Raw genomic sequence first — 26,259 nt, 5'->3', positions numbered from 1 at the left:
GTGGTTTTTTCGATTCTGATCAAAGAGATGCGTTGTTTTTTGTGGGGCTGGCACGCTTGTCGCTATCGATGTTCGCAATCGAATGGCACGACAAGAAAAAGGACAGGCCATGTCGCTCAAGCTCGAACACGTCACCCGTATCGTCGACGGCCAGGTGCATATCGACGATGCCTGCCTCAGTTTCGAACCGGGCTCCTTCAACGTTCTGCTCGGCCGCACCCTCGCCGGCAAGACCAGCCTGATGCGCCTGATGGCCGGGCTGGATCGGCCCAATAGCGGCCGCGTGCTGATGAACGGCGCCGATGTCACCGGCGTGCCGGTGCGCCAGCGCAACGTGTCGATGGTCTATCAGCAGTTCATCAACTACCCGACCCTGACGGTGTTCGAGAACATCGCTTCGTCACTGCGCCAGGCCGGCGTGGCCAAGGAGCAGATCGTCGATAAGGTCGAGGCTACGGCGCGCATGCTGCGCATCGAGAAGCTGCTGTCGCGTTATCCGCTGGAACTCTCCGGCGGCCAGCAGCAGCGCACGGCCATGGCCCGGGCGCTGGTCAAGGATGCCTCGCTGATCCTGTTCGACGAACCGCTGGTCAACCTCGACTACAAACTGCGCGAAGAGCTGCGCCAGGAAATGCGCGAGCTGTTCCAGGCGCGCCACACCATTGCCATCTACGCCACCACCGAGCCCAACGAGGCACTGGCCCTGGGCGGCACCACCACTATCCTGCATGAGGGGCGGGTGGTGCAGAGTGGCAAGACCGCCGAGGTCTATCACCGCCCGCAGCAGGTTCTGGCCGCCGAGCTGTTCTCGGAGCCTGCGATCAACCTGATGCCGGGGCGTATCAGCGGCACCGAGGTGAGCTTCGCCGACTGCGTGCACTTTCCGCTGAACCCCGATCTGCGCGGCATCGCCGAGGGCGAGTACCGCTTTGGCGTGCGCCCCAGTCATATAGGTTTGGTGCCGTCCAATGACGATGATCTGGAGCTGGCGGTAACCGTTGAGCTGGCCGAGATCAGCGGCTCGGAAACCTTCCTGCATGTGCGCAACGAGCAGTTCGTGCTGGTGCTGCACCTGCCGGGCGTGCACGAGTACGCGGTGGACACGCCGATCCTGATCTACATCCCCACCCACAAGCTGTTCGTCTTCGCTGCCGATGGGCAGTTGGTGCAGGCGCCCAGTCGTCGTCAGGGGAGGACCGCCTGATGGCCGAGATTCGTCTACACAACCTCGCGCACAGCTACAGCGGCGCACCGAAGGCGCCGGAAGACTATGCGATTCGCGAGATGAACCACGTCTGGCAGCAGGGCGGCGCCTACGCGTTGCTGGGGCCGTCGGGCTGTGGCAAGTCCACCTTGCTCAACATCATCTCCGGCCTGCTCAGCCCGTCGCAGGGCGAGGTGCAGTTCGACGGCAAGGCGGTCAACACGCTATCGCCGCAAGAGCGCAACATCGCCCAGGTTTTCCAGTTCCCGGTGGTCTACGACACCATGACGGTGTTCGACAACCTGGCCTTCCCGCTGCGCAACCAGGGCATGGATGAAGCGCGGGTGATGAGTAAGGTGCATGAAATCGCCGAGGTCTTGGAGTTGCATCCGCTGCTGCACAAGAAGGCGCGCAACCTCACCGCCGACGAGAAGCAGAAGGTGTCCATGGGCCGTGGCCTGGTGCGCGACGACGTGTCGGCGATTCTCTTCGACGAGCCGCTGACGGTGATCGACCCACACCTGAAGTGGAAGCTGCGGCGCAAGCTCAAGCAGATCCACGAGCAGTTCAATATCACCATGGTCTACGTCACCCACGACCAGTTGGAGGCTTCCACCTTCGCCGACAAGATCGCAGTGATGTACGGCGGGCAGATCGTCCAGTTCGGCACGCCGCGCGAGCTGTTCGAGCGCCCCGGACACACCTTCGTCGGCTATTTCATCGGCAGCCCCGGCATGAACCTGATTGACGTGCAGCGCTGCGACGGCGGGGTGCGCTTTGCCGGTACCGTGCTGCCGCTTTCCGACGCGCTCAATCAGCGTCTGGCCGAACTGGATGGCAAGCGTCTGCAGGTGGGCATTCGTCCCGAGTTCGTGCACGTCTGGGACGGCGCCTATGAAGATGCGTTGTGTGGCCGGGTGCTGCATGTCGAGGATCTCGGCACCTACAAGATCCTCACTTTCGACCTCGATGGCCAGGTGCTCAAGGCGCGCCTGCAGGAGGATCAGCCCGTGCCCCACGAGCAGGTTTACCTGAGTTTTCCGGCGCAGTGGCTGATGCTCTATGCCGACGACTACCTGGTGGAGGTGGCGCCATGAAGGTGCAGAACAACAAGGCCTGGTGGCTGGTGCTGCCGGTATTTCTGCTGGTGGCGTTCAGCGCCATCGTGCCGATGATGACGGTGGTCAACTATTCGGTGCAGGACATCTTCGACCCGGCCACCCGCTACTTCGTCGGCGTCGACTGGTATCGCCAGGTGCTGCAGGACCCACGCCTGCATGACTCGTTGCTGCGCCAGTTCATCTTCTCCGCCTGCGTACTGTTGATCGAGATTCCGCTAGGGATCGCTATCGCTCTGTGCATGCCGACTCGCGGGCGCTGGGCCTCGCTGTGCCTGATCCTGATGGCCATTCCGCTGCTGATCCCATGGAACGTGGTCGGCACCATCTGGCAGATATTCGGCCGTGCCGACATCGGGCTGATGGGTTGGGCGCTGAACAGTCTGGGTATCAGCTACAACTACGCCGCCAACACCATGGATGCCTGGGTGACCGTGCTGATCATGGATGTCTGGCACTGGACCTCGCTGGTGGCGCTGCTGTGCTATTCCGGCCTGCGCGCCATTCCCGATGTCTACTACCAGGCAGCGCGCATCGACCGTGCCTCGAACTGGGCGGTGTTCCGCCATATCCAGTTGCCCAAGCTCAAGAGCGTGCTGCTGATCGCGGTGATGCTGCGCTTCATGGACAGCTTCATGATCTACACAGAGCCGTTCGTGCTCACCGGTGGCGGGCCGGGCAACGCCACCACCTTCCTCAGCCAGACCCTGACGCAAATGGCTGTCGGCCAGTTCGACCTGGGCCCGGCGGCGGCGTTCTCGCTGGTGTACTTCCTGATCATCCTGCTGGTGTCCTGGCTGTTCTACACCGCCATGACCCACGACGACAAAACTCGCTGAGGCCGACCATGACGCTGCGCAAACGCCTGGTACTGCTGATCTACTTTCTGTTCCTGCTGGTGCCGATCTACTGGCTGCTGAATATGTCGTTCAAGAGCAATACCGAGATTCTCGGTGGGCTCAGCCTGTGGCCGCAGAATTTCACCCTGGACAACTACCGGGTGATCTTCACCGACCGCAGCTGGTACGAGGGCTATCTCAACTCGCTGTACTACGTCAGCCTCAACACCCTGATCTCGCTCAGCGTGGCGCTGCCGGCGGCCTACGCCTTCTCGCGCTACCGTTTTCTCGGTGACAAGCACCTGTTCTTCTGGCTGCTGACCAACCGCATGGCGCCGCCCGCGGTATTCCTGCTGCCGTTCTTCCAGCTGTACTCGTCCATCGGCCTGTTCGACACCCATATTGCCGTGGCGTTGGCGCACTGCCTGTTCAACGTGCCGCTGGCGGTGTGGATTCTCGAAGGCTTCATGTCCAGCGTGCCCAAGGAAATCGACGAGACGGCCTATATCGACGGTTACAGCTTCCCGAAATTCTTCGTGAAGATCTTCATCCCGCTGATCCGCTCCGGCATCGGCGTCACGGCCTTCTTCTGCTTCATGTTCTCCTGGGTCGAGCTGCTGCTGGCGCGCACCCTGACCTCGGTGGACGCCAAGCCCATCGCGGCGGTGATGACCCGTACCGTGTCCGCCTCGGGTATCGACTGGGGCGTACTCGCTGCTGCCGGGGTGCTGACCATCATCCCGGGGATGCTGGTGATCTGGTTCGTTCGCAACCATGTGGCCAAGGGCTTCGCCCTCGGTCGCGTGTAAGGGAGGTTCATCATGAGCTGGATGGCCTGGACTCTACCGACCGCGCTGTTCTTCGGTTGCATCGCCGTGCTGCTGGCCGGCATGACGTTGGTCGAACTGCGCTGGCCCTGTGTCGAGCGCAAGGGTTTTCTGCCGATCACCACCACCCGTGGGGATCGGCTGTTCATCGGTCTGCTCGGCAGCGCCTACCTGCACCTGCTGGTGATAGGCGTGACCGACTGGAGCGTGTGGATAGCGTCGCTGCTATCGCTGTTGTGGTTGTGCGCAGTCATGCGCTGGGGCTGAGCCGGGCTGCCGCCGGTATGCCTCTCCCCATATCCTGAGATGGAGGTCTCTATGTTCGACAATAACAACAAGACCCGACATAGCATGGCGTTGGCTGCCTTGCTGGCGTTGTCCGGTTTGAGCGGTGTGGCCTGGGCGGATGCCTATGAAGAGGCCGCGAAGAAATGGATTGCCGATGAGTTCAACCCCTCGACCCTGACGCCGGAGCAACAGCTCGAAGAGCTGAAGTGGTTCATCAAGGCTGCCGAGCCGTTTCGTGGCATGAACATCAACGTCGCGTCGGAAACCCTGACCACTCACGAGTATGAGTCCAAGGTGCTGGCCAAGGCCTTCAGTGAAATCACCGGCATCAAGCTCAAGCATGACCTGATGCAGGAAGGCGATGTGGTCGAGAAACTGCAGACGCAGATGCAATCCGGCAAGAACATCTACGACGGCTGGGTCAACGACTCGGACCTGATCGGTACCCACTTCCGCTATGGCAAGGCGGTCTCGATCACCGACATGATGGCTAACGAGGGTAAGGACTTCACCTCGCCGACTCTCGATCTTGACGATTTCATCGGCCTGTCATTCACCACCGGGCCGGACGGCAAGGTTTATCAGTTGCCCGATCAGCAGTTTGCCAACCTCTACTGGTTCCGCGCCGACTGGTTCGAGCGTCCGGAGCTGAAGGCCAAGTTCAAGGAAATCTACGGCTACGAGCTGGGCGTGCCGGTGAACTGGTCGGCCTACGAGGACATTGCTGAGTTCTTCTCGGTACACGTCAAGGAAATCGACGGTAAGCGTGTCTATGGCCACATGGACTACGGCAAGAAAGATCCGTCGCTGGGCTGGCGTTTCACCGACGCCTGGTTCTCCATGGCTGGCGGTGGCGACAAGGGCCTGCCCAACGGCCTGCCGGTGGACGAGTGGGGCATTCGCGTCGACGGCTGCCGCCCGGTAGGTTCCAGTGTCGCCCGCGGTGGTGATACCAACGGGCCGGCGGCGGTGTTCGCCACGCAGAAGTACGTCGATTGGATGCGCCAGTACGCGCCGCCGGAAGCGCAGGGCATGACCTTCTCCGAATCCGGTCCGGTGCCGGCGCAGGGCGCCATCGCTCAGCAGATCTTCTGGTACACCGCCTTTACCGCCGATATGACCAAGCCGGGGCTGCCGGTGGTCAACGACGATGGCACGCCGAAATGGCGCATGGCGCCGTCGCCAAAGGGCCCGTATTGGGAGGAGGGCATGAAGCTCGGTTATCAGGACACCGGTTCCTGGACCTTCCTCAACTCCACGCCGGAGAAACAGCGCCTGGCCGCCTGGCTCTATGCGCAGTTCGTTACCTCCAAGACCGTCTCGCTGAAAAAGACCCTGGTCGGCCTGACGCCGATTCGTGAGTCGGACATCAACTCGCAGGCGATGACCGACGTAGCGCCCAAGCTGGGTGGTCTGGTGGAGTTCTACCGTAGCCCGGCACGTGTGCAATGGACGCCGACCGGCACCAACGTGCCGGACTATCCACGTCTGGCTCAGCTCTGGTGGCAGTTCATCGCCGAGGCCGCTAGCGGTGACAAGACCCCGCAACAGGCGCTCGATGGCCTGGCGGCTGCGCAAGACACCATGCTCGGTCGTCTGGAGCGCTCCGGTGTGCTGGGCGAGTGCGGGCCGAAGCTGAATGAGCCGCGTGACCCGCAGTACTGGTTCGACCAGCCGGGTGCACCGAAGCCCAAGCTGGCCAACGAGAAACCCAAAGGCGAAACCATCGCCTACGACGAGTTGCTCAAGTCCTGGGAGCAGGCGCGCAACTGATCCAAGTGGCAGAAACGACAACGGCACCCTCGGGTGCCGTTGTTCGTTATGCAGCGCTGCTTACTTATGCAGATGTTCGGCCGCGTGCAGGGTGTTCTCCAACAGCCCGGCGCGAGTCATTGGGCCAACACCGCCTGGAACTGGTGTGATCCAGCCGGCGCGGGGCAGGGCAGCATCAAAGGTTACGTCGCCAACCAGCTTGCCGTCTTCCTGGCGGTTGATGCCAACGTCGATGACGATGGCGCCTGGCTTGATCCACTCACCCTTGACCAGTCCCGGCTTGCCGGCAGCGACCACGACGATATCGGCCTGGCCTACATGGCCGGCCAGATCCTTGGTGAAACGGTGAGTGACGGTGACGGTGCAACCGGCCAGCAACAGCTCCATGGCCATCGGGCGCCCGACGATATTGGACGCACCGACTACCACCGCATGCATGCCGTACAGATCGGCACCGGTGCTTTCCAGCAGGGTCATGATGCCTTTGGGGGTGCAGGGGCGCAGCAGCGGCATGCGCTGTGCCAAACGGCCGATGTTGTAGGGATGGAAGCCGTCCACATCCTTGTCCGGACGAATACGTTCGAGCAGCAGGGAAGAGTCGAGATTCTCCGGCAGCGGCAGCTGTACCAGGATGCCGTCGATGGTCGGGTCTTCATTGAGCTCGTCGATCAGGGCGAGCAGATCGGCCTGGCTGGTCTCTGCCGGCAGGTCATAGGCACGGGAGAGGAAACCGACTTCTTCGCAATCCTTGCGTTTATGTGACACATAGACCTGGGAGGCAGGATCGGTGCCGACCAGGATCACGGCCAGGCCTGGCGCACGAAGGCCTTGCTGGCGGCGTTCGGCGACACGTTGGGCAATCTGCTGGCGGAGGCTGGCGGCGATCGCCTTGCCGTCGATCAGTTGTGCGGTCATTGCGCTGGTTAACCATTAATAAGGATGAAAAAAGGACGCGCATTCTCGCATGGGCGCTCACCTGGGCAAAGGCGCCTGCCGTCGTTTTCGCGTAACTCCTTTAAATCGCTGAATTTTTTTGAAAATTTCTGTTGACGAGGTTGGGAGGCGTCTATAACATTCGCCCCGCTTCTCAGGAACAGCCACTCGCTGGGTGAGGCGGCAAGAGCCAAGCCCTGGTGGTGAGGTTGGAGCCAAAAGCTTGTAAGTCTGCGCTAGCGGATGGATAAGTGCCCGTAGCTCAGCTGGATAGAGCATCCGCCTTCTAAGCGGATGGTCGCAGGTTCGAGTCCTGCCGGGTGCGCCATTTGGCGGTCAGGCAAGAGTAAGCAAATGCAATATGGTGGGCGTAGCTCAGTTGGTAGAGCACAGGATTGTGGCTCCTGGTGTCGTGGGTTCGATTCCCATCGTCCACCCCATATTCCAAAGCGCCAGGCCAAAAGCCTGGCGTTTTTGTTTTAAGCTGCAAAGCCACGCGGACGTGGTGGAATTGGTAGACACACCAGATTTAGGTTCTGGCGCCGCAAGGTGTGAGAGTTCGAGTCTCTCCGTCCGCACCATCTTTATATAGCCCCTCCCGACTGCCGCCTGCTTCTAGGGTGACTTCTGCACATTGAGCCTCTAGAATGCTTGGCCTTGATTCGGGGCCGGTTCGAGCCGGCTTATGTCTGTGCAACGAGGAATATCCATGCAAGTTTCTGTTGAAAGCACTTCTGCTCTTGAGCGCCGCATGACTGTCGGCGTACCCGTCGAGCGCATCGAGACCGAAGTCAACAAGCGTCTGCAGCAGACTGCCCGTCGTGCCAAGGTTCCTGGCTTCCGCCCTGGCAAGGTGCCGATGAGCGTGATTCGTCAGCGTTATGAAGACGCTGCTCGTCAGGAAGCTCTGGGCGACCTGATCCAGGCTACCTTCTACGAAGCCGTGGTTGAGCAGAAGCTGAATCCGGCCGGTGCTCCGGCTGTCGAGCCCAAGTCCTTCGAGAAGGGTAAGGATCTGGAATACGTCGCTACTTTCGAAGTATTCCCCGAGTTTCAGGTTTCCGGTTTCGACTCCATCACCATCGAGCGTCTCGAAGCTGATGTGGCTGACAGCGACGTCGACAACATGCTCGACATTCTGCGCAAGCAGAACACCCGCTTCGAAGCTGTTGAGCGTGCTGCCGAGAATGGCGATCAGTTGAACATCGACTTCGTTGGCAAGATCGACGGTGAAGCCTTCGCTGGTGGTAGCGCCAAGGGCACTCAACTGGTGCTGGGCTCCGGCCGCATGATCCCGGGCTTCGAAGATGCCCTGGTCGGCGCCAAGGCTGGTGAAGAGCGCGTGATCACCCCGACCTTCCCTGAGGACTACCAGAACCTCGATCTGGCCGGCAAAACCGCCGAGTTCACCGTTACCGTGAACAGCGTTTCCGCGCCGCAGCTGCCTGAGCTGAACGACGAATTCTTCGCTCTGTTCGGTATCAAGGAGGGCGGTCTGGAAGGTTTCCGTGCCGAAGTTCGCAAGAACATGGAGCGCGAGCTACGTCAGGCCATCAAGTCCAAGGTCAAGAACCAGGTAATGGACGGCCTGCTGGCTGCCAACCCGGTTGAAGTGCCGAAGGCGTTGATCGGTAACGAAGTGAACCGTCTGCGCGTGCAGGCCGTTCAGCAGTTCGGTGGCAATATCCAGCCTGACCAACTGCCGGCCGAGCTGTTCGAAGAGCAAGCCAAGCGGCGTGTGGTGCTGGGCCTGATCGTTGCTGAAGTGGTCAAGCAGTTCGACCTGAAGCCTGACGAAGCCCGCGTACGCGAACTGATCGAGGAAATGGCCTCGGCTTACCAAGAGCCTGAGCAGGTCGTCGCCTGGTACTACAAGAACGACCAGCAAATGAACGAAGTGCGTTCGGTTGTACTGGAAGAGCAAGTTGTAGATACTGTTCTGCAGAAGGCCAACGTGACCGATAAAGCGGTTTCCTACGAAGACGCAGTCAAGCCGGCGGAAGCTCCTAAAGCCGACTGATCTGGTAACCTCGTTCGAGAACACCACCATAAGCCAGCCTCCGTGCTGGCTTATGCGTATTTGAGACATGACTATTAGGGAGTGAGCGCAAGACATGTCCCGCAATCCTTTTATGCAAAACATGCCTGAAATCCAGGCCGCTGGCGGCCTGGTGCCGATGGTCATCGAGCAGTCCGCTCGTGGCGAGCGTGCCTACGACATCTATTCGCGTCTGCTCAAGGAGCGCGTGATCTTTCTGGTTGGTCAGGTCGAGGACTACATGGCCAACCTGATCTGCGCCCAGCTGCTGTTTCTGGAAGCAGAGAATCCGGACAAGGACATTCACCTGTACATCAACTCGCCGGGTGGCTCGGTGACTGCAGGTATGGCCATCTACGACACCATGCAGTTCATCAAGGCGGACGTGTCCACCACCTGCATCGGTCAAGCCTGCAGCATGGGTGCATTCCTGCTGGCTGGCGGCGCCAAGGGCAAGCGTTTCTGCCTGCCGAACTCGCGCGTGATGATTCACCAGCCGCTGGGTGGCTTCCAGGGGCAGGCCTCGGACATCGAGATCCATGCCAAGGAAATACTGTTTATCCGTGAGCGCTTGAACGAGCTGCTGGCGCATCACACTGGTCAGAGTCTGGAAATCATCGAGCGTGATACCAACCGCGACAACTTCATGAGCGCTTCGCGGGCCATGGAATACGGTCTTGTAGATGCCGTACACGAAAAGCGTCAAATGCCGGTCTAGATAAGGCTCCTTCTGCGGGCACCCTTCAATGACGCGACCTGCGCCCTTGAAAATGCCCGCATTTGCCTTCATCTTGTGTTTCAAGCCTACCGTATTGGATTGATCGAATGACTGATACCCGTAACGGTGAGGACAACGGCAAACTGCTTTATTGCTCCTTCTGCGGCAAAAGCCAGCATGAAGTGCGCAAGTTGATCGCCGGTCCTTCCGTCTTCATCTGCGACGAATGCGTCGACCTGTGCAATGACATCATCCGCGAGGAGGTTCAGGAAGCACAGGCCGAGAGCAGCGCGCACAAACTCCCAGCACCCAAGGAAATCAGCGGCATCCTCGATCAGTATGTGATTGGTCAGGAGCGCGCCAAGAAAGTGCTGTCGGTAGCGGTATACAACCACTACAAGCGTCTTAATCAGCGCGACAAGAAAGATGATGTCGAGCTGGGCAAGAGCAACATTCTGCTGATCGGTCCGACCGGTTCCGGCAAGACACTGCTGGCGGAAACGCTGGCGCGTCTGCTCAATGTGCCGTTCACCATCGCTGACGCCACGACCCTGACCGAAGCCGGTTATGTCGGTGAGGACGTCGAGAACATCATTCAGAAGCTGCTGCAGAAGTGCGATTACGATGTCGAGAAGGCCCAGATGGGCATCGTCTACATCGACGAAATCGACAAGATCTCGCGCAAGTCCGATAACCCGTCGATTACTCGCGACGTGTCGGGTGAGGGCGTGCAGCAGGCGCTGCTGAAACTGATCGAGGGCACTGTTGCCTCGGTTCCGCCGCAAGGCGGGCGCAAGCATCCGCAGCAGGAATTCCTGCAGGTCGACACGCGCAACATCCTGTTCATCTGTGGCGGTGCATTCGCCGGTCTGGAGAAAGTCATCCAGGCGCGCTCCACCAAGGGCGGCATCGGTTTCGGTGCGGAAGTGCGCAGCAAGCAGGAAGGTAAGAAGATCGGCGAGTCGCTGCGCGAAGTCGAGCCGGACGATTTGGTCAAGTTCGGCCTGATTCCCGAGTTCGTCGGTCGCCTGCCGGTGATTGCGACCCTGGAAGAGTTGGACGAAGCAGCTTTGGTACAGATCCTCACCGAGCCGAAGAACGCGCTGACCAAGCAGTACGCCAAGCTGTTCGAGATGGAAGGCGTGGACCTGGAGTTCCGCTCCGATGCGCTGAAATCCGTGGCGCAGAAGGCGCTGGAACGCAAGACCGGTGCACGTGGCCTGCGTTCTATCCTCGAGGGCATTCTGCTCGACACCATGTACGAGATCCCGTCCCAGCAGGACGTGAGCAAGGTGGTGATCGACGAGAGCGTCATCGAAGGCACCTCCAAGCCGCTGTTGATCTACGAGAACAGCGAGCCGCCGGCGAAGGCCGCGCCAGACGCCTGACGGCTGTCACACGATGCAAAGAAGGGGCCCCTCGGGCCCCTTCGCTTTTCTGGACATTGCGCTTGTTTTTTATGGGAGCTACCCCCATCTTAAAAGCCAAGGGTAATCCCGCCTGTTTACGGCCTTATGGCCGCCGCTGAGCCGAAATCATGAAGACAACCATCGAATTGCCTCTCCTGCCATTGCGCGATGTAGTGGTCTATCCGCACATGGTCATCCCGCTTTTCGTCGGGCGTGAGAAATCCATCGAGGCCCTCGAGGCAGCGATGACGGGCGACAAGCAGATTCTGCTGGTGGCCCAGAAGAATCCGGCCGTCGATGATCCGGATGATCAGGATCTGTATCGCGTAGGCACCGTTGCCACCGTCCTGCAACTGCTCAAGTTGCCCGACGGCACCGTCAAGGTGCTGGTCGAGGGTGAGCAGCGTGGTTCCATCGAGCGTTTCATCGAGCTCGATGATCATTGCCGCGCCGAAGTGCAACTGATCGAGGAGGGCGAGACCGCCGAGCGCGAGTCCGAGGTTTTTACTCGTAGTCTGCTCAGTCAGTTCGAGCAATACGTGCAGCTGGGCAAGAAGGTCCCGGCCGAAGTGCTGTCTTCGCTCAACAGCATCGATGAGCCCAGCCGTCTGGTCGATACCATGGCCGCGCACATGGCGCTGAGGATCGAGCAGAAGCAGGAGATCCTCGAGATTACCTCGCTGTCCGCACGCGTCGAGCATGTGCTGGCGCTGCTGGATGCCGAAATCGACCTGCTGCAGGTCGAGAAGCGCATCCGTGGTCGCGTTAAGAAGCAGATGGAGCGCAGCCAGCGCGAGTACTACCTGAATGAGCAGATGAAGGCCATTCAGAAGGAGCTGGGCGACATCGATGAAGGCCACAACGAGATCGATGAGCTGAAGAAGCGCATCGACAACGCCGGCCTGACCAAGGAAGCGCTGGCCAAGGCCAATGCCGAGTTGAACAAGCTCAAGCAGATGTCGCCGATGTCTGCCGAAGCCACTGTGGTGCGTTCCTACATCGACTGGTTGGTGAACGTGCCGTGGAAGGCCGAGAGCAAGGTACGTCTCGACCTGGCACGTGCAGAGAGCATCCTCGATGCCGACCATTACGGTCTGGAAGAGGTCAAGGAACGCATCCTCGAGTATCTCGCCGTGCAGAAGCGGGTGAAGAAACTCAAGGGGCCGGTGCTGTGCCTGGTAGGCCCGCCTGGTGTGGGCAAAACCTCATTGGCCGAGTCCATTGCCACCGCGACCAACCGCAAGTTCGTGCGTATGGCCTTGGGCGGCGTACGTGACGAGGCCGAGATTCGTGGCCACCGTCGTACCTATATCGGTTCGATGCCGGGGCGTCTGATTCAGAAGATGACCAAGGTCGGCGTGCGCAACCCGCTGTTCCTGCTCGATGAAATCGACAAGATGGGCCAGGACATGCGCGGCGATCCTGCCTCTGCGCTGCTGGAGGTGCTCGATCCGGAGCAGAACCACAATTTCAACGATCATTATCTGGAGGTCGATTACGACCTGTCGGACGTGATGTTCCTCTGCACCGCCAACTCGATGAATATCCCTGGACCGTTGCTGGACCGGATGGAAGTCATTCGGCTGCCGGGTTACACCGAGGACGAGAAGGTCAACATTGCCATCAAATACCTGGCGCCCAAGCAGATACAGGCCAATGGTCTGAAGAAGGGCGAGCTGGACATTGAAGAATCGGCGATTCGCGACATCATTCGTTACTACACGCGTGAAGCTGGTGTGCGCAGTCTGGAACGGCAGATTGCCAAGGTCTGCCGCAAGGTTGTCAAGGAACATGTTCGCGAGAAGCGTTTTCAGGTCACGGTCAGCGCCGACTCCCTTGAGCACTTCCTGGGGGTGCGCAAGCATCGCTACGGTCTCGCCGAGCAGCAGGATCAGATTGGCCAGGTAACGGGTCTGGCGTGGACGCAGGTGGGCGGCGAGCTGCTCACCATCGAGACGGCGGTAGTGCCTGGCAAGGGCGTTTTGATCAAGACCGGCTCGTTGGGCGATGTCATGGCAGAGTCCATGACGGCGGCCATGACGGTGGTTCGCAGTCGTGCGAAAAGCCTGGGGATCGCTGCTGATTTCAACGAGAAGCGTGATGTTCACATCCATATGCCGGAAGGTGCGACACCTAAGGATGGCCCGAGTGCGGGTATTGGTCTGTGCACGGCGCTGGTCTCGGCATTGACGCAGATTCCGGTGCGGGCGGACGTGGCCATGACCGGAGAAATCACCTTGCGTGGTCAGGTGTTGGCCATCGGTGGTCTCAAGGAAAAACTTCTGGCAGCTCATCGGGGTGGGATCAAGACTGTGATTATTCCCGAAGAAAATGTGCGTGATCTGAAGGAAATTCCGGAAAATATTAAGCAAGACCTGCAGATTAAACCGGTTAAATGGATTGACGAGGTCCTGCAAATTGCGCTGCAATACGCCCCGGAGCCCTTGCCCGATGCGGCTCCCGAGATGGTTGCAACGGATGACAAGCGCGAGTCTGATTCCAAGGAGCGAATCAGCACGCATTAGCCGGGGGGCTTCCTTGACACAATTTTTGAGCCCTTGTTATAAAGCGGCTCTTATTGTGTCAGCAGGCCATCCAGCACCCGCTTTGCTTACACTAAAAATCAAGAAACAAACTAAACAGAAATAAGGGGACTTAGAGTGAACAAGTCGGAACTGATCGATGCCATCGCTGCATCTGCTGATATCCCGAAAGCTGTTGCTGGCCGCGCGCTGGATGCAGTGATTGAATCCGTCACTGGCGCTCTGAAGGCTGGTGACTCCGTTGTGCTGGTTGGCTTCGGCACCTTCGCTGTCAAAGAGCGCGCTGCTCGCACTGGTCGCAACCCGCAGACCGGCAAGCCGATCAGCATCGCTGCTGCCAAGATCCCAGGCTTCAAAGCTGGCAAGGCTCTGAAAGACGCCGTCAACTAAGCGTCTTCCGGGTTTGCCTCGCCGTCAGGCTTCATCTGGCGGCTGTTAGGGGGCAGCGCAGGTAGTCCCAGACTCTTGCTCTGACTGCTTAACGCGTTACGAGAAGGCGCATCCAAGGATGCGCCTTTCTTCTATCTGGACATTACCCACACTGCGCGGCTGGTGACTCTGTACAGTCGTTCTGGGGGAAGCATGCTGCAAAACATCAGGGACAATTCACGCGGTTGGATTGCCAAAATCATCATCGGCCTCATTGTGATGCTGATGGCGTTTACCGGTTTCGAAGCTATCGTCACGGGAGCCAGCAATCGCAACAATGCGGCTGACGTGAACGGAGACACCATTACCCTCAGCGAGCTCAACCAGGCCGTTGAAATGCAGCGTCGCCAACTGCTGCAGCAATTGGGTCGCGATTTCGATGCCTCGCTGCTCGATGACAAGTTGCTACGTGAGGCTTCGCTCAAGGGTTTGATCGAGCGCAAGCTGCTGTTGCAAGCAGCGGACGATTCCCACTTCGCCTTCTCGCAGGGATCGCTGGATCAGGTCATTCTGCAAACTCCCGAATTTCAGGTAGATGGCCGCTTCGATGCTGCGCGCTTCGATCAGGTCATTCGCCAGATGGGCTACACCCGTCTGCAGTTCCGCCAGATGCTGGAAGAGGAAATGCTGATTGGGCAACTGCGTGCCGGTCTCGGCGCCAGTAGCTTCGTCACTGAGCAGGAGGCGCGTGCGTTCGCCAATCTAGAGCGCCAGACCCGTGACTTCGCCAGCCTCGTCATCAAGGCCGACAGTGCTGCGATCAACCTGAGCGATGACGACGTCAAAGCCTATTACGACGAGCATGCCAGCGAGTTCATGAGCCCGGAGCAAGTGGTGTTGGAGTACGTCGAACTGCTCAAGGACAGCTTCTTCGATCAGGTCGAAGTCAGCGATGAAGATCTGCAGCCACTGTACGAGAGCGAGATCGCCAACCTGGCTGAGCAGCGTCAGGCTGCGCACATCCTTATCGAGGGCGATGACCAGGCAGCGCGCACCAAGATCGAAGAGATCAAGGCGCGTGTAGACGCTGGCGAAGATTTCGCTGCCCTGGCCAAGGAGTTCTCGCAAGACCCAGGATCGGCTGCCGATGGCGGTGATCTGGGATACGCCGGTCCTGGCGTTTACGACCCGGCCTTCGAAGAGGCGCTCTATGCGCTGCAGCAAGGGCAGGTCTCCGAGCCGGTCAAGAGCGAGTTCGGTTGGCATCTGATCAAGCTGCTGGGTGTTCAGGCGCCTGAAGTGCCGAGCTTCGACAGCCTCAAGGACAAGCTGGCGCGTGACTTCAAGGCGCAACAGGTCGAGCAGCGCTTCGTCGAGGCAACCAAGCAGTTGGAGGATGCTGCGTTCGAAGCGTCGGATCTGGTGCAGCCGGCTCAGGAGCTGGGGCTCGAGGTCAAGACCAGCGAAGCCTTCGGCCGTGAGGGTGGTGCAACTGGTATCACTGCCAACCGTCAGGTACTGCAGGCTGCATTCAGCCCTGAGGTTCTGGAAGATGGCACCAACAGCTCGACCATCGAACTGGACCCAAGCACCGTGGTTGTCGTGCGCGTCAAAGAGCACAACAAGCCCGAACAGTTGCCGCTTGAGCAGGTCGCAGAGAGCATTCGCACTCATCTGCAGCAGGAGCGTGCCGCCGCTGCCGCCAAGGCTGAGGGCGAGAAGCAACTGGCCGCTGCCGAGGCAGGTGAAGCTGCCGATGCTGGCTGGCAGGTTCAGGAAGCCGCCACGCGCAGCCAGGACGGCGTTGAGCCGAAGGTGCTGCAAGCGCTGTTCCGTATGCCCAAGCCAGCCAAGGCGGGCGAGCCGACCTTCGCCGGCGTGACACTGAACAATGGTGACTACGTTGTGCTGCGTCTCGATGGCGTGAATGTGCCGGAAGAAGCGCTGGCTGACGAAGAGCTTGCCATGTACCGCAACTTCCTCGCATCGCGTGCAGGTCAGCAGGACTTCGCTGCACTGCGTAAGCAGCTGGAAGCCAAGGCCGACATCGAGCGTTTCTGATCGTTGTTCGCTAAGAAAGAGCCCCGCCAAGTGCGGGGCTCTTTCATTTTGAGGTCATAACAACCATTCGATGGGCAGCCAGGAAAGCAGGCGTACGCCCAGGTTTTTGAGCAGCCCCGTACCGGGCTCGCTGTCGAGTCGACGTTGCTCGCCATTCTGGCGCTCAAGCCAGTAGAGCCCGCCGTTCTCGCTTAGCCCCAGCTCATAGGCATTTGCCGGAATATCGGTTTCGAATGCCTGGCCAATGGCGGCGGCCAGTGCCGGGCTTTCGATGATGAAGCCCATCTCCGTGTTGAGGCGGGCGGAGCGTGGATCGAAGTTGAACGAGCCGATGAAAATGCGCTGGCCATCCAGAGCGAAGGTCTTTGCGTGCAGGCTAGAGCCGGAGCTGCCCAACGGCCCGGCTTTTTCCCGGTGGCCCTCGTCGTCGGCACCCAGGCGCATTTCATAGAGTTTGACGCCACCTTCCAGCAAGGCGCGACGACGCTTGGCGTAGCCGGCATGCACGGGCGTCACGTCGGTTGCTTCCAGCGCATTGGTAAGAATACGCACCTCTATGCCGCGTCGTACCATGCCGGTGAACAGGTCGACGCCGGCTTGCGTGGGGACGAAGTAGGGTGAGACGAGATCGACCCGGGATGTTGGAGTGTCGAGCATGTCTTTCAGGTCGCTGATCAATAGTTCGCTATCACTGGCTGTGCCAAGGCCTTTGGCGGGATCGTCACTGACCAGCGTGGTCTCGCTCCATTCAAAGCTCAGATCCTTGTCCAGCAGGCGTGCAATGAAATCGCTTTCCTGCAGGGCCTTCACGTAGCCGCTGGCTGCAGGTGTATTGGAAAGGTCTGCGGCGATATCGTGTAGGCGCAATGGGGCGTTCTGGCTTGGCGGCACGATCAGCTCCAGCGGATAGCTCGAATCACTTGCCCAGTAACGATCGAAGTCGGCCGAGGTATCGGCCACCACTGGGCCGATTGCCAGCACGTCGAGGTCGGCGAAAAGCACGCCCTCACTGGCATCGAAGTACTCGTCGCCAATATTGCGCCCGCCAATGATGGTGGCCTGGTTATCGACGGTAAGCGACTTGTTGTGCATGCGCCGGTTGGCGCGGGAGAAATGCGTCAGATAACCCAGCATCTTGGCTTTGCGCAGGGAGAAGGGGTTGAACAGACGTACTTCGATGTTGGGGTGCTGATCGAGTGTGCTGAGTGTCTGGTCCAGGCCGGCAATGCCGTTGTCGTCCAGCAGCAAGCGGACGCGCACGCCGCGCTCTGCCGCTCTGAGCAAGGCGTCAAGTAACAGGGTGCCAGTGACGTCATTGCGCCAGATGTAGTACTGCACGTCGAGACTGCGTTCGGCCGCTTCGACCATCAGCATGCGCGCGGCGAAGGCATCCCTGGCCGCTGCCAGCGTAAGGATGCCGGACAAGCCGGCATGAGCTTCCTGCTCGCTACCCAGCGCTCGCCCCAGGGTTGTGTCGGCAGTTTCGGCCTGGGTGAAGGCCAGGCTTTCACTGCGTCCATCCAGTGGCGGTAATGCGCAGCCAGCCGCGACGCTGCATAGCGCGGTAATCAGGCAGGCTCGCCAGGTTTTTGTCTGGATCATTTACCTTTCTCGGTTCCAGGCCTCCCATCTAGGACCGCGTCAGTGTTGATGCGTGCCGGGCTTTAATGAAATGTGACATCAGAACGCGGCTCGGCGCGCTCAGCCCCTGCAGGATTTGCTGGCGTCCTGACGAAAAAACGCCGCAGTCCCAAGGGGATCTGCGGCGTTTTCGTGCCGTTCAGCAGGGGGCATCGATGCTGGAGTTCCAGTCGATGCCCGGTCGACTGCCGATCAGTCTTCCATGGCGCCCATGGCGGTGGTGTTGAAGCCGCCGTCGACGTACATGATTTCACCGCTGACGCCCGAAGCCAGGTCGGAGCAGAGGAAGGCACCGGCGTTACCGACTTCCTCGATGGTCACGTTGCGACGCAGCGGGGTCTGCTTCTCGTTGGCGGCCAGCATCTTGCGGAAGCTGGCGATACCGCTGGCGGCCAGGGTACGGATCGGGCCGGCAGAGATGGCGTTGACGCGGGTGCCTTCCGGGCCGAGGCTACCGGCCAGGTAGCGTACACCGGCTTCCAGGCTGGCCTTGGCCATGCCCATGACGTTGTAGTTGGGCATGGTGCGCTCAGCGCCCAGGTAGGAGAGGGTGAGCAGGCTGCCGTTGCGGCCTTTCATCATCTCGCGACCGGCTTTGGCCAGGGCAACAAAGCTGTAGGCACTGATGTCGTGGGCGATCTTGAAACCTTCACGGGTGGTGACGTCGGTGAAGTCGCCATTGAGTTGGTCGCCCGGCGCGAAGCCAACCGAGTGGACGATGCAGTCCAGGCCATCCCACTTCTTGCTCAGCGCTTCGAATACCGAGGCGATTTCCTCGGCGTTGGCCACATCGCAAGGGAAGCACAGGTCGGCGCTGGAGCCCCAGCCGGCAGCGAAGTCCTCTACGCGGCCCTTGAGCTTCTCGTTCTGGTAGGTGAAGGCCAGCTCGGCACCTTCGCGGTGCATGGCAGCAGCGATACCCGAGGCGATGGACAGTTTGCTGGCGACGCCAACGATGAGTACGCGCTTACCGGTTAGAAAACCCATTGTGCTATTCCTCTTCCTGTTTCAAGGATCAGTGAGCCGTTGCCGGGGCCAGAAAAGCGGCTTCCAGCAACTGCTGCGTATAAGGGTGTTGCGGTGCACTGAAGATCGACTCTGCAGACCCTTGTTCGACCACCTGGCCCTGCTTGACCACCATCAACTGGTGGCTCAGCGCTCTGACTACCGCCAGGTCATGGCTGATAAACAGATAGGTCAGGTTGTACTTGGCCTGCAAGCCGCGCAACAACTCCACCACCTGACGCTGCACCGTACGGTCGAGCGCCGAAGTGGGCTCGTCCAGCAGGATCAGCGCAGGTTTCAACACCAGTGCCCGGGCAATGGCAATCCGCTGCCGTTGCCCGCCAGAAAACTCGTGGGGGTAGCGATGCCGCGTCTGCGGGTCCAGCCCTACCTCCAAAAGTGCGTCGATGATGGCTTGTTCCCGTTCCGCCTCGTTGCCCATACCGTGAATGCGCAGACCCTCACCGACGATCTGGCTCACCGACATGCGTGGGCTCAGGCTGCCGAAGGGGTCCTGAAACACCACCTGCATCTGCCGGCGCAGCGGGCGTACTTCCTGCTGGCTGAGGCCCTGCAACTGCTGGCCCTGGAAGCGGATATCACCGCGACTGGCGAGCAGTCGCAAAATGGCCATGCCCAGTGTGGATTTGCCGGAACCACTTTCGCCGACAATGCCCAGGGTCTGGCCCTGAGGCAGGCTGAAGTTGATGCCGTCCACCGCTTTGACATGATCCACCGTCCGGCGCAGCAGGCCCTTCTTGATCGGGAACCATACGCGCAGGTCGTCCACTTCCAGCAGCGGCTGGCCCGCAGGGTTGGCTGCAGGGTCGCCGCTGGGCTCGGCACCGAGCAGTTCCTGGGTGTAGGGATGCTGCGGAGCCTGGAACAATTCTTCACACGACGCCTGTTCGACGATGCGACCGCGCTGCATGACACATACGCGATGGGCAATTCTGCGAACCAGGTTGAGATCATGGCTGATCAGCAGCAGTGACATGCCCAGGCGCGCCTGCAGATCCTTGAGTAGTTCGAGGATTTTCAGCTGAACGGTGACGTCCAGCGCGGTGGTCGGTTCGTCGGCGATCAGCAGTTGTGGCTCGTTAGCCAGGGCCATGGCGATCATCACGCGCTGCCGCTGACCACCGGATAGCTCGTGCGGGTAAGCCTTCAGACGCTTCTTCGGTTCGGGGATGCCGACCAACTCGAGCAGTTCCAGCGTGCGTGCACTGGCGGCCTTACCGCGCAGGCCCTTGTGCAGCGCAAGCACTTCGTTGATCTGCTTCTCTATGCAATGCAACGGGTTGAGCGAGGTCATCGGCTCCTGGAAAACCATGGCGATGCGGTTGCCGCGAATGCCGCGCAAGCGGCCTTCGCCAAGCTTGAGCAGGTCCTCGCCAGCGTATTCGATGCTGCCATGAGGATGGCGTGCGAGCGGGTAGGGCAGTAGACGCAGGATCGAGTGCGCCGTCACTGACTTGCCCGAGCCGCTCTCGCCAACCAGGGCCAGGGTTTCGCCCTTGTGAATATCGAAACTGACGTTCTCGACCACGCGCTGGCATTGATCGCCCATGACGAACTCGACGGCCAGATCGCGCACTTGCAGCAGGGTTTCGTTCTGGCTCATGTCATTTCCTCGGGTCGAAGGCATCACGGGCGGCTTCGCCGATGAAGACCAGCAGGCTCAGCATGATCGCCAGCACGGCGAAGGCACTGATGCCCAGCCACGGGGCCTGCAGGTTGCTCTTGCCCTGGGCGACCAGCTCGCCGAGCGACGGCGCGCCAGGCGGCAGGCCGAAGCCCAGGAAGTCCAGGGCGGTAAGCGTGCCGATCGCACCGGTGAGAATGAAGGGCATGAAGGTCATGGTCGAAACCATGGCGTTGGGCAGAATATGGCGGAACATGATGGCGCCGTTCTCCATGCCCAGCGCCCGCGCCGCGCGCACGTACTCGAGGTTGCGGCCACGCAGGAATTCGGCGCGCACCACGTCGACCAGGCTCATCCAGGAGAACAGCAGCATGATGCCCAGCAGCCACCAGAAGTTCGGCTGCACAAAGCTGGCGAGGATGATCAGCAGATAGAGCACCGGCAGGCCCGACCAGATTTCCAGAAAGCGTTGGCCAAGCAGGTCGACCCAGCCGCCATAGAAGCCCTGCAGCGCACCGGCGATCACGCCGATCACCGAGCTGGCCAGGGTCAGGATCAGGGCAAACAGTACCGAGATCCTGAAGCCGTAAATCACCCGCGCCAGGACGTCGCGGCCCTGATCGTCGGTGCCCAGCCAGTTCTGTGCCGAGGGTGGTGCGGGGGCTGGTACTTCCAGCTCGTAGTTGATGCTCGAATAGCTGAAGGGGATCGGCGGCCAGATCATCTTGCCGTCCTTTTCCGTGATCAGGTCCTGAATGTACGGGCTCTTGTAATTGGCCTGCAGCGGGAATTCGCCGCCGAACACGGTTTCCGGGTAACGCTTGAGTACCGGGAAATACCACTCCCCGTCGTAGCGCACGGCCAGTGGCTTGTCGTTGGCGATCAGCTCCGCACCGAGGCTCAGGCCAAACAGGATGAGGAACAACCACAGCGACCACCAGCCGCGCTTGTGCGCCTTGAAACGGTCGAAGCGGCGCTGATTGAGAGGGGATAGTTTCATGCTCAACCCTCCCGACTTTCGAAGTCGATGCGTGGATCGACCAGGGTGTAGGTGATGTCACCGATCAATTTCACGATCAGCCCCAGCAAGGTGAAGATGAACAGGGTGCCGAACACCACCGGATAGTCGCGGTTGATCGCTGCCTCGAAGCTCATCAGGCCCAGGCCGTCGAGCGAGAAGATCACCTCGATCAGCAGGGAGCCGGTGAAGAAGATGCCGATGAAGGCGGCGGGGAAGCCGGCGATGATCAGCAGCATGGCGTTACGGAACACATGCCCGTAGAGCACGCGGTGGTTGGTCAGGCCCTTGGCGCGGGCGGTCACCACGTACTGTTTGTTGATCTCGTCGAGGAAGCTGTTCTTGGTCAGCAAGGTCAGGGTGGCGAAGTTGCCGATGACCAGGGCGGTGACCGGCAGTACCAGGTGCCAGAGGTAATCGAGAATCTTGCCGCCGAGGCTGAGCTGCTCGAAGTTGTTCGAGGTCAGGCCGCGTAGCGGGAACCAGTCCCAGTAGCTGCCTCCGGCAAACAATACGATCAGCAGGATGGCGAAGAGGAAGGCCGGTATGGCGTAGCCGACGATGATCGCTGAACTGGTCCAGACGTCGAAGGCGCTGCCGTGGCGGGTGGCCTTGGCGATGCCCAGCGGGATGGAGACCAGATACATGATCAAGGTGCTCCAGAGACCGAGTGAGATCGACACCGGCATCTTCTCGATGATCAGGTCGATGACCTGGGCGTCGCGGAAGAAGCTGGAGCCAAAGTCCAGCTGCGCGTAGTTCTTGAGCATGATCCAGAAACGTTCCGGTGCCGACTTGTCGAAACCGTACATTTTCTCGATCTCGGCGATCAGCTGCGGGTCGAGGCCCTGGGCGCCGCGGTAGTTGGAGCCGGCCACCGACACTTCGGCGCCACCGCCGCCGATACGTCCCGTGGCGCCGCCGGCAGCCGCATCGAAACCTTCCAGCTTGGCGATCATCTGCTCGACCGGGCCCCCTGGCGCGGCCTGGATGATGATGAAGTTGATGACCAGAATGCCGAACAGGGTCGGGATGATCAGCAGCAGGCGGCGAAAGATATAGGCCAGCATATTATTGCTTCGCCTCTTCGGCCGCTTGTTCGGCGGCTTGCTGCTGCGCCTCGCTCGGCTGCTCCAGGCCTGGGCGTACCCACCAGGTGTGCAGGCCGATATCGTAGAGCGGCGTCACTTTCGGATGCTCGAAGCGATTCCAGTAGGCGACGCGCCAGGTCTTGATGTGCCAGTTGGGGATCACGTAATAGCCCCACAGCAGCACGCGGTCGAGGGCGCGGGTGTGGGCGATCAGATGTTGCCGCGAGTCAGCGTTGATCAGCCCTTCGACGATCTGGTCGATGGCCGGGTCCTTGAGGCCGATGAAGTTGCGGCTGCCAGGGTTGTCGGCGCTGGAAGAATGCCAGTATTCACGCTGTTCGTTGCCCGGCGAGTTGGACTGGCCGAAACCACCGACGATCATGTCGAAATCACGCGAACGCAGGCGGTTGATGTACTGCGAAACGTCAACGCGGCGGATCACCAGCTCGATGCCGAGGTCGGCCAGGTTGCGTTTGAAGGGCAGCAGCACGCGTTCGAATTCGGTCTGCGCGAGCAGAAACTCGAAACTTACCGGCTGGCCGCTGGCGTCGAGCATGCGATCACCATCGATACGCCAGCCAGCCTGTTGCAGCAGCTGGTAGGCGCGGCGCTGTTGCTCGCGGATGATGCCGCTGCCGTCGGTGACCGGTACACGGAATTCCTCGCTGAACACTTCGGCTGGAATCTTGCCGCGCAGCGGCTCGAGGATTTTCAGTTCGTCTTCACCGGGCAGCCCTTGCGAACCCAGCTCGGAGTTGTCGAAGTAGCTGCGGGTGCGGAAATAGGCGCCGTTGAACAGGCGTTTGTTGGCCCATTCGAAGTCGTACAGCAGGCCCAGTGCCTCACGTACGCGGCGATCCTGGAACTGCGGACGGCGGGTGTTGAAGATGAAACCCTGCATCCCGGTGGGGTTGCGGTTCTGGATTTCTTCCTTGATCAGCTGGCCGTTGGCAACCGCCGGGGTGTTGTAGGCGGTGGCCCAGTTCTTCGCACTGGTTTCCAGCCAGTAGTCGAACTGGCCGGCCTTCAGCGCTTCCAGAGCCACGGTGTTGTCGCGGTAGTAGTCGATCTGGATGCTGTCGAAATTGTAGAAGCCGCGGCTCACGGGCAGGTCCTTGGCCCACCAGTCGTCGACCCGCTCGTAGCGGATGCTGCGCCCAGCCTGAACACGACCGACCTTGTATGGGCCGCTGCCCAGCGGTACCTCGAGATTGCTCTTGGCGAAGTCGCGCTCGGCCCACCAGTGCTTGGGTAGCACAGGCAGTTGGCCGACGATCAGCGGCAGCTCGCGGTTGCCGGCGTGCTTGAACACGAAACGCACGCTGTGCGGCGATTCCACTTCCACCTCTTCGACATCGGCGTAGTAGCCGCGGTACATCGGTGCGCCTTTTTCCATCAGCGTATCGAAGGTGAACTTGACGTCTTCGGCGGTGATCGGCGTGCCGTCGTGGAAGCGCGCTTCCTTGCGTATCAGGAAGCGCACCCAGGCGTTGTCGGGCGCTTTCTCGATCTTTTCTGCCACCAGGCCATAGGCGGTGAACGGCTCGTCCATGCTCTGCACGGCAAGGGTGTCGTAGATCAGATTGATCTCGTCGGCGGCCACGCCCTTGCTGATGAAGGGGTTGAGGCTGTCGAAGCCACCGAAACCCGCTTCGCGAAACGTGCCGCCCTTGGGCGCGTCGGGGTTGGTATATTCGAAGTGCGTGAAGTTGGCGGGATATTTGGGCGGCTCGTCGTAGAGGGTGACGGCATGCTTGGGGGCGGCGAAGGTGAGGCCGGCCAGGCCGAGCAGAATGAGGCTGCTACCGTGGAGCAGAAAACTGCGCAGCGGGTGGGTCATCGAGCGTTCTCCGTGGGCTTCAGCCACCAGGTGCGCAGGCCCAGGGTGTAGGGCGGCGTGGTGACGAAGGCGAACCGGTTGCGGTACGCCAGGCGGTGATAATTGATGTACCAATTGGGAATGCTGTAGTGCTGCCAGAGCAGTACCCGATCAAGGGCCCGTGCGGCTGCTACCTGTTCGTCCCGCGTCTGCGCCGAGAGCAGCTTGTCGATCATCTCGTCGACCACCGGATCATTGACGCCCGCATAGTTCTTGCCGCCCTTGATGTTCACTTGGCTGGAATGGAAATACAGCGATTGCTCCAGGCCTGGGCTGAGGGTTTGCGGCAGAGTCAGCAGGATCATGTCGTAGTCGAATTGGTCAAGGCGCTGCTTGTATTGGGCGCGGTCGACAGTGCGCAGGTTGGCGCGTATGCCGATACTGGCGAGGTTGGCGATATAGGGTTGGAGAATGCGTTCGAGGCTGGGGTTGACCAGCATGATCTCGAACTCGAGGCGTTGACCGCGAGCATTACGCAACTCCTGGCCGGAAGGCTTCCAGCCGGCGTCGGCCAATAGACCGAGGGCGCGGCGCAAGGTTTCCCGGGGGATACCGCGGCCATCGGTTACCGGTTGTGTCAGTGGCTCGGTAAGCAGGCGCGCGGGCAGCTTGTCGCGGTGAGGCGACAGCAGCAACCACTCTGCGCCTTCGGGTTTGCCGGTGGCCGAGAATTCGCTGTTGGGGTAGTAACTGGCGGCGCGTACGTAGGCATTGTTGAACAGTGTGCGATTGGTCCACTCGAAATCGAACATCAGCCCCAGTGCTTCGCGCACCCTGCGGTCGCTGAACAGCTCGCGGCGCGTGTTCATGAACAGCGCCTGGGTCTGCGTCGGGATCTGGTGCGGTATCTCGGCGCGAACCACGTCACCGCGGGTCACGGCCGGGAAGCGATAGCCATTACTCCAGTTCTTCGCCTGGTTCTCGATGTAGAAGTCGAATTCGCCGGCCTTGAAGGCTTCGAAGGCGACATGGTTGTCGCGGTAGAACTCCACTTCGACGCGGTCGAAGTTGTACTTGCCGCGATTGACCGGCAGATCCTTGCCCCACCAGTCCTTCACCCGTTCGAACACCAGGCGCCGGCCAGGCACGACCTGGACGATGCGGTAGGGGCCGCTGCCCAGCGGGGCGTCGAATGTCGTGCTCTTGAAGTCGCGATCTTTCCAGTAGTGCTGCGGCAGCACCGGCAGTTCGCCCAGGCGCAGGATCAGCAGCGGATTGCCGGCGCGCTTGAAGACGAAGCGGATGCGGTGACGACCGAGGATATCGACGCGCTTCACTTCCTGCAGGTTGGTGCGGTACTGCGGATGGCCGTCATTGCGCAGCAGGCGATAGGAGAAGGCTACATCGTAGGCGGTGATCGGCTTGCCATCGTGAAAGCGCGCTTCGGGGCGCAGATTGAACACCACCCAGCTGCGATCCTCGCTGTACTCGACGCTCTTGGCGATCAGGCCGTAGCTGGAGGCAGGCTCATCGCCGGAGGGATCGTAAGCGCCAGTGCCGACCATCAAGGGTTCGTTCAGCTCATTGGCGCCATACTGCAGGAAATGCGCGGTCGAGATCGGGCTGCTGCCCTTGAGTGTGTAGGGGTTGAGCGTATCGAAAGTACCGGACGCCATGATGCGCAACGTGCCACCTTTGGGCGCATCGGGGTTGACCCAGTCAAAATGACTGAAGCTGGCAGGGTACTTGAGTGTCCCGAACTGGGCGTAGCCGTGGCTCTCGCTGATAGTCGCAGAGGCGGGAAAGCTCAAGGCCAGGCTGAGGAACAGCAGGAGGAGGGGACGCATCGGGCGTGAGATCCGATCCATGGCGGCGTTTGGGCTCTGGGGCGGTACAGTAACAGCTTGTATGGACAGGAAA

Annotated in this window: 20 protein-coding genes and 3 tRNA genes; 15 read left to right on the top strand and 8 right to left on the bottom strand. The window is 60.4% G+C overall.

Annotation, left to right across the window (positions count from 1 at the left end; translation table 11 throughout):
- Positions 1-109 precede the first annotated feature (109 nt).
- Genes EGJ86_RS12900 through EGJ86_RS12875 form a run of 6 tightly spaced genes read left to right on the top strand, consistent with a single transcriptional unit; the run spans position 110 to position 6,049 of the window.
- Positions 110-1,204, top strand: coding sequence for an ABC transporter ATP-binding protein (locus EGJ86_RS12900; protein ID WP_125835349.1), 1,095 nt, complete (start codon positions 110-112; stop codon positions 1,202-1,204).
- The gene (locus EGJ86_RS12895) at positions 1,204-2,301 is read left to right on the top strand and encodes an ABC transporter ATP-binding protein (protein WP_125835348.1); all 1,098 of its coding nucleotides are present in this window, start codon (positions 1,204-1,206) and stop codon (positions 2,299-2,301) included. Before EGJ86_RS12900 ends, EGJ86_RS12895 begins: the two co-directional genes overlap by 1 nt.
- Entirely contained in the window at positions 2,298-3,161 is an 864-nt protein-coding gene (locus EGJ86_RS12890; protein WP_013715269.1) for a carbohydrate ABC transporter permease, read from the top strand. Before EGJ86_RS12895 ends, EGJ86_RS12890 begins: the two co-directional genes overlap by 4 nt.
- An 8-nt stretch (positions 3,162-3,169) precedes the next feature.
- The gene (locus EGJ86_RS12885; RefSeq protein ID WP_013715270.1) at positions 3,170-3,970 is read left to right on the top strand and encodes a carbohydrate ABC transporter permease; all 801 of its coding nucleotides are present in this window, start codon (positions 3,170-3,172) and stop codon (positions 3,968-3,970) included.
- Positions 3,971-3,982: 12 nt separating this feature from the next.
- Positions 3,983-4,255 (top strand): DUF2160 domain-containing protein, encoded by a 273-nt coding sequence (locus EGJ86_RS12880; RefSeq protein ID WP_013715271.1) that lies wholly within the window; start codon positions 3,983-3,985, stop codon positions 4,253-4,255.
- Positions 4,256-4,306: 51 nt separating this feature from the next.
- A complete protein-coding gene (locus EGJ86_RS12875; protein ID WP_125835347.1) occupies positions 4,307-6,049 on the top strand; it encodes an ABC transporter substrate-binding protein in 1,743 nt (580 codons plus the stop codon).
- Between the two features lie 60 nt (positions 6,050-6,109).
- Here EGJ86_RS12875 and folD read toward each other — a convergent pair whose 3' ends face one another.
- Entirely contained in the window at positions 6,110-6,964 is an 855-nt protein-coding gene (gene folD / locus EGJ86_RS12870; protein WP_003459914.1) for a bifunctional methylenetetrahydrofolate dehydrogenase/methenyltetrahydrofolate cyclohydrolase FolD, read from the bottom strand.
- Between the two features lie 269 nt (positions 6,965-7,233).
- Here folD and EGJ86_RS12865 point away from each other — a divergent pair.
- From EGJ86_RS12865 to EGJ86_RS12825, 9 genes are all read left to right on the top strand, one after another.
- A tRNA-Arg gene (locus EGJ86_RS12865) sits at positions 7,234-7,310 on the top strand.
- Positions 7,311-7,346: 36 nt separating this feature from the next.
- A tRNA-His gene (locus EGJ86_RS12860) sits at positions 7,347-7,422 on the top strand.
- 56 nt (positions 7,423-7,478) lie between these two features.
- Positions 7,479-7,563: transfer RNA gene (locus tag EGJ86_RS12855), tRNA-Leu, on the top strand.
- 128 nt (positions 7,564-7,691) lie between these two features.
- On the top strand, positions 7,692-9,002 hold the full coding sequence (gene tig / locus EGJ86_RS12850) for a trigger factor (RefSeq protein ID WP_125835346.1): 1,311 nt from the start codon (positions 7,692-7,694) through the stop codon (positions 9,000-9,002).
- A gap of 94 nt (positions 9,003-9,096) precedes the next feature.
- Positions 9,097-9,738: an ATP-dependent Clp endopeptidase proteolytic subunit ClpP gene (clpP, locus tag EGJ86_RS12845; RefSeq protein ID WP_106732429.1), complete on the top strand. Its 642-nt coding sequence runs from the start codon at positions 9,097-9,099 to the stop codon at positions 9,736-9,738.
- A gap of 107 nt (positions 9,739-9,845) precedes the next feature.
- Positions 9,846-11,126 carry an ATP-dependent Clp protease ATP-binding subunit ClpX gene (gene clpX / locus EGJ86_RS12840; protein ID WP_099524454.1) on the top strand — a complete coding sequence of 427 codons (1,281 nt, stop codon included), beginning with the start codon at positions 9,846-9,848 and terminating at the stop codon, positions 11,124-11,126.
- Positions 11,127-11,275: 149 nt separating this feature from the next.
- On the top strand, positions 11,276-13,672 hold the full coding sequence (gene lon, locus EGJ86_RS12835; protein WP_125835345.1) for an endopeptidase La: 2,397 nt from the start codon (positions 11,276-11,278) through the stop codon (positions 13,670-13,672).
- A gap of 135 nt (positions 13,673-13,807) precedes the next feature.
- Positions 13,808-14,080, top strand: coding sequence for a nucleoid-associated protein HU-beta (gene hupB / locus EGJ86_RS12830; protein WP_003239952.1), 273 nt, complete (start codon positions 13,808-13,810; stop codon positions 14,078-14,080).
- 192 nt (positions 14,081-14,272) lie between these two features.
- Positions 14,273-16,120, top strand: coding sequence for a SurA N-terminal domain-containing protein (locus tag EGJ86_RS12825; RefSeq protein ID WP_125835344.1), 1,848 nt, complete (start codon positions 14,273-14,275; stop codon positions 16,118-16,120).
- A 54-nt stretch (positions 16,121-16,174) separates the two neighbouring features.
- Here the strand turns inward: EGJ86_RS12825 and EGJ86_RS12820 are convergent, their stop codons facing one another.
- From EGJ86_RS12820 to EGJ86_RS12790, 7 genes are all read right to left on the bottom strand, one after another.
- Positions 16,175-17,722 carry a phospholipase D family protein gene (locus EGJ86_RS12820; protein WP_125835343.1) on the bottom strand — a complete coding sequence of 516 codons (1,548 nt, stop codon included), beginning with the start codon at positions 17,720-17,722 and terminating at the stop codon, positions 16,175-16,177.
- Between the two features lie 231 nt (positions 17,723-17,953).
- On the bottom strand, positions 17,954-18,748 hold the full coding sequence (gene fabI / locus EGJ86_RS12815) for an enoyl-ACP reductase FabI (RefSeq protein ID WP_125835342.1): 795 nt from the start codon (positions 18,746-18,748) through the stop codon (positions 17,954-17,956).
- Positions 18,749-18,776: 28 nt separating this feature from the next.
- Entirely contained in the window at positions 18,777-20,390 is a 1,614-nt protein-coding gene (locus EGJ86_RS12810; protein ID WP_125835341.1) for an ABC transporter ATP-binding protein, read from the bottom strand.
- Between the two features lies 1 nt (position 20,391).
- Entirely contained in the window at positions 20,392-21,411 is a 1,020-nt protein-coding gene (locus EGJ86_RS12805) for an ABC transporter permease (protein ID WP_125835340.1), read from the bottom strand.
- Between the two features lie 2 nt (positions 21,412-21,413).
- Positions 21,414-22,499, bottom strand: a complete 1,086-nt coding sequence (locus tag EGJ86_RS12800; RefSeq protein WP_003461414.1) for a microcin C ABC transporter permease YejB — start codon at positions 22,497-22,499, stop codon at positions 21,414-21,416.
- 1 nt (position 22,500) lies between these two features.
- Positions 22,501-24,360: an extracellular solute-binding protein gene (locus EGJ86_RS12795; protein ID WP_125835339.1), complete on the bottom strand. Its 1,860-nt coding sequence runs from the start codon at positions 24,358-24,360 to the stop codon at positions 22,501-22,503.
- On the bottom strand, positions 24,357-26,186 hold the full coding sequence (locus EGJ86_RS12790; RefSeq protein WP_125835338.1) for an extracellular solute-binding protein: 1,830 nt from the start codon (positions 26,184-26,186) through the stop codon (positions 24,357-24,359). Before EGJ86_RS12790 ends, EGJ86_RS12795 begins: the two co-directional genes overlap by 4 nt.
- Positions 26,187-26,259: the final 73 nt, after the last annotated feature.

This window comes from Pseudomonas sp. o96-267 (assembly GCF_003935465.1).
GTDB classification, from domain to species: domain Bacteria; phylum Pseudomonadota; class Gammaproteobacteria; order Pseudomonadales; family Pseudomonadaceae; genus Aquipseudomonas; species Aquipseudomonas sediminis.
Note: the sequence above shows the minus strand (reverse complement) of the source record. Positions and strands in the feature narration are given on the sequence as shown.

Excerpts from the sequence above, each read along its gene's own strand:
- EGJ86_RS12900 (WP_125835349.1), top strand. The coding sequence starts at position 110 with ATGTCGCTCAAGCTCGAACACGTCACCCGTATCGTCGACGGCCAGGTG.
- EGJ86_RS12895 (WP_125835348.1), top strand. The coding sequence starts at position 1,204 with ATGGCCGAGATTCGTCTACACAACCTCGCGCACAGCTACAGCGGCGCA.
- EGJ86_RS12890 (WP_013715269.1), top strand. The coding sequence starts at position 2,298 with ATGAAGGTGCAGAACAACAAGGCCTGGTGGCTGGTGCTGCCGGTATTT.
- EGJ86_RS12885 (WP_013715270.1), top strand. The coding sequence starts at position 3,170 with ATGACGCTGCGCAAACGCCTGGTACTGCTGATCTACTTTCTGTTCCTG.
- EGJ86_RS12880 (WP_013715271.1), top strand. The coding sequence starts at position 3,983 with ATGAGCTGGATGGCCTGGACTCTACCGACCGCGCTGTTCTTCGGTTGC.
- EGJ86_RS12875 (WP_125835347.1), top strand. The coding sequence starts at position 4,307 with ATGTTCGACAATAACAACAAGACCCGACATAGCATGGCGTTGGCTGCC.
- folD (WP_003459914.1), bottom strand. The coding sequence starts at position 6,964 with ATGACCGCACAACTGATCGACGGCAAGGCGATCGCCGCCAGCCTCCGC.
- tig (WP_125835346.1), top strand. The coding sequence starts at position 7,692 with ATGCAAGTTTCTGTTGAAAGCACTTCTGCTCTTGAGCGCCGCATGACT.
- clpP (WP_106732429.1), top strand. The coding sequence starts at position 9,097 with ATGTCCCGCAATCCTTTTATGCAAAACATGCCTGAAATCCAGGCCGCT.
- clpX (WP_099524454.1), top strand. The coding sequence starts at position 9,846 with ATGACTGATACCCGTAACGGTGAGGACAACGGCAAACTGCTTTATTGC.
- lon (WP_125835345.1), top strand. The coding sequence starts at position 11,276 with ATGAAGACAACCATCGAATTGCCTCTCCTGCCATTGCGCGATGTAGTG.
- EGJ86_RS12825 (WP_125835344.1), top strand. The coding sequence starts at position 14,273 with ATGCTGCAAAACATCAGGGACAATTCACGCGGTTGGATTGCCAAAATC.
- EGJ86_RS12820 (WP_125835343.1), bottom strand. The coding sequence starts at position 17,722 with ATGATCCAGACAAAAACCTGGCGAGCCTGCCTGATTACCGCGCTATGC.
- fabI (WP_125835342.1), bottom strand. The coding sequence starts at position 18,748 with ATGGGTTTTCTAACCGGTAAGCGCGTACTCATCGTTGGCGTCGCCAGC.
- EGJ86_RS12810 (WP_125835341.1), bottom strand. The coding sequence starts at position 20,390 with ATGAGCCAGAACGAAACCCTGCTGCAAGTGCGCGATCTGGCCGTCGAG.
- EGJ86_RS12805 (WP_125835340.1), bottom strand. The coding sequence starts at position 21,411 with ATGAAACTATCCCCTCTCAATCAGCGCCGCTTCGACCGTTTCAAGGCG.
- EGJ86_RS12800 (WP_003461414.1), bottom strand. The coding sequence starts at position 22,499 with ATGCTGGCCTATATCTTTCGCCGCCTGCTGCTGATCATCCCGACCCTG.
- EGJ86_RS12795 (WP_125835339.1), bottom strand. The coding sequence starts at position 24,360 with ATGACCCACCCGCTGCGCAGTTTTCTGCTCCACGGTAGCAGCCTCATT.
- EGJ86_RS12790 (WP_125835338.1), bottom strand. The coding sequence starts at position 26,186 with ATGCGTCCCCTCCTCCTGCTGTTCCTCAGCCTGGCCTTGAGCTTTCCC.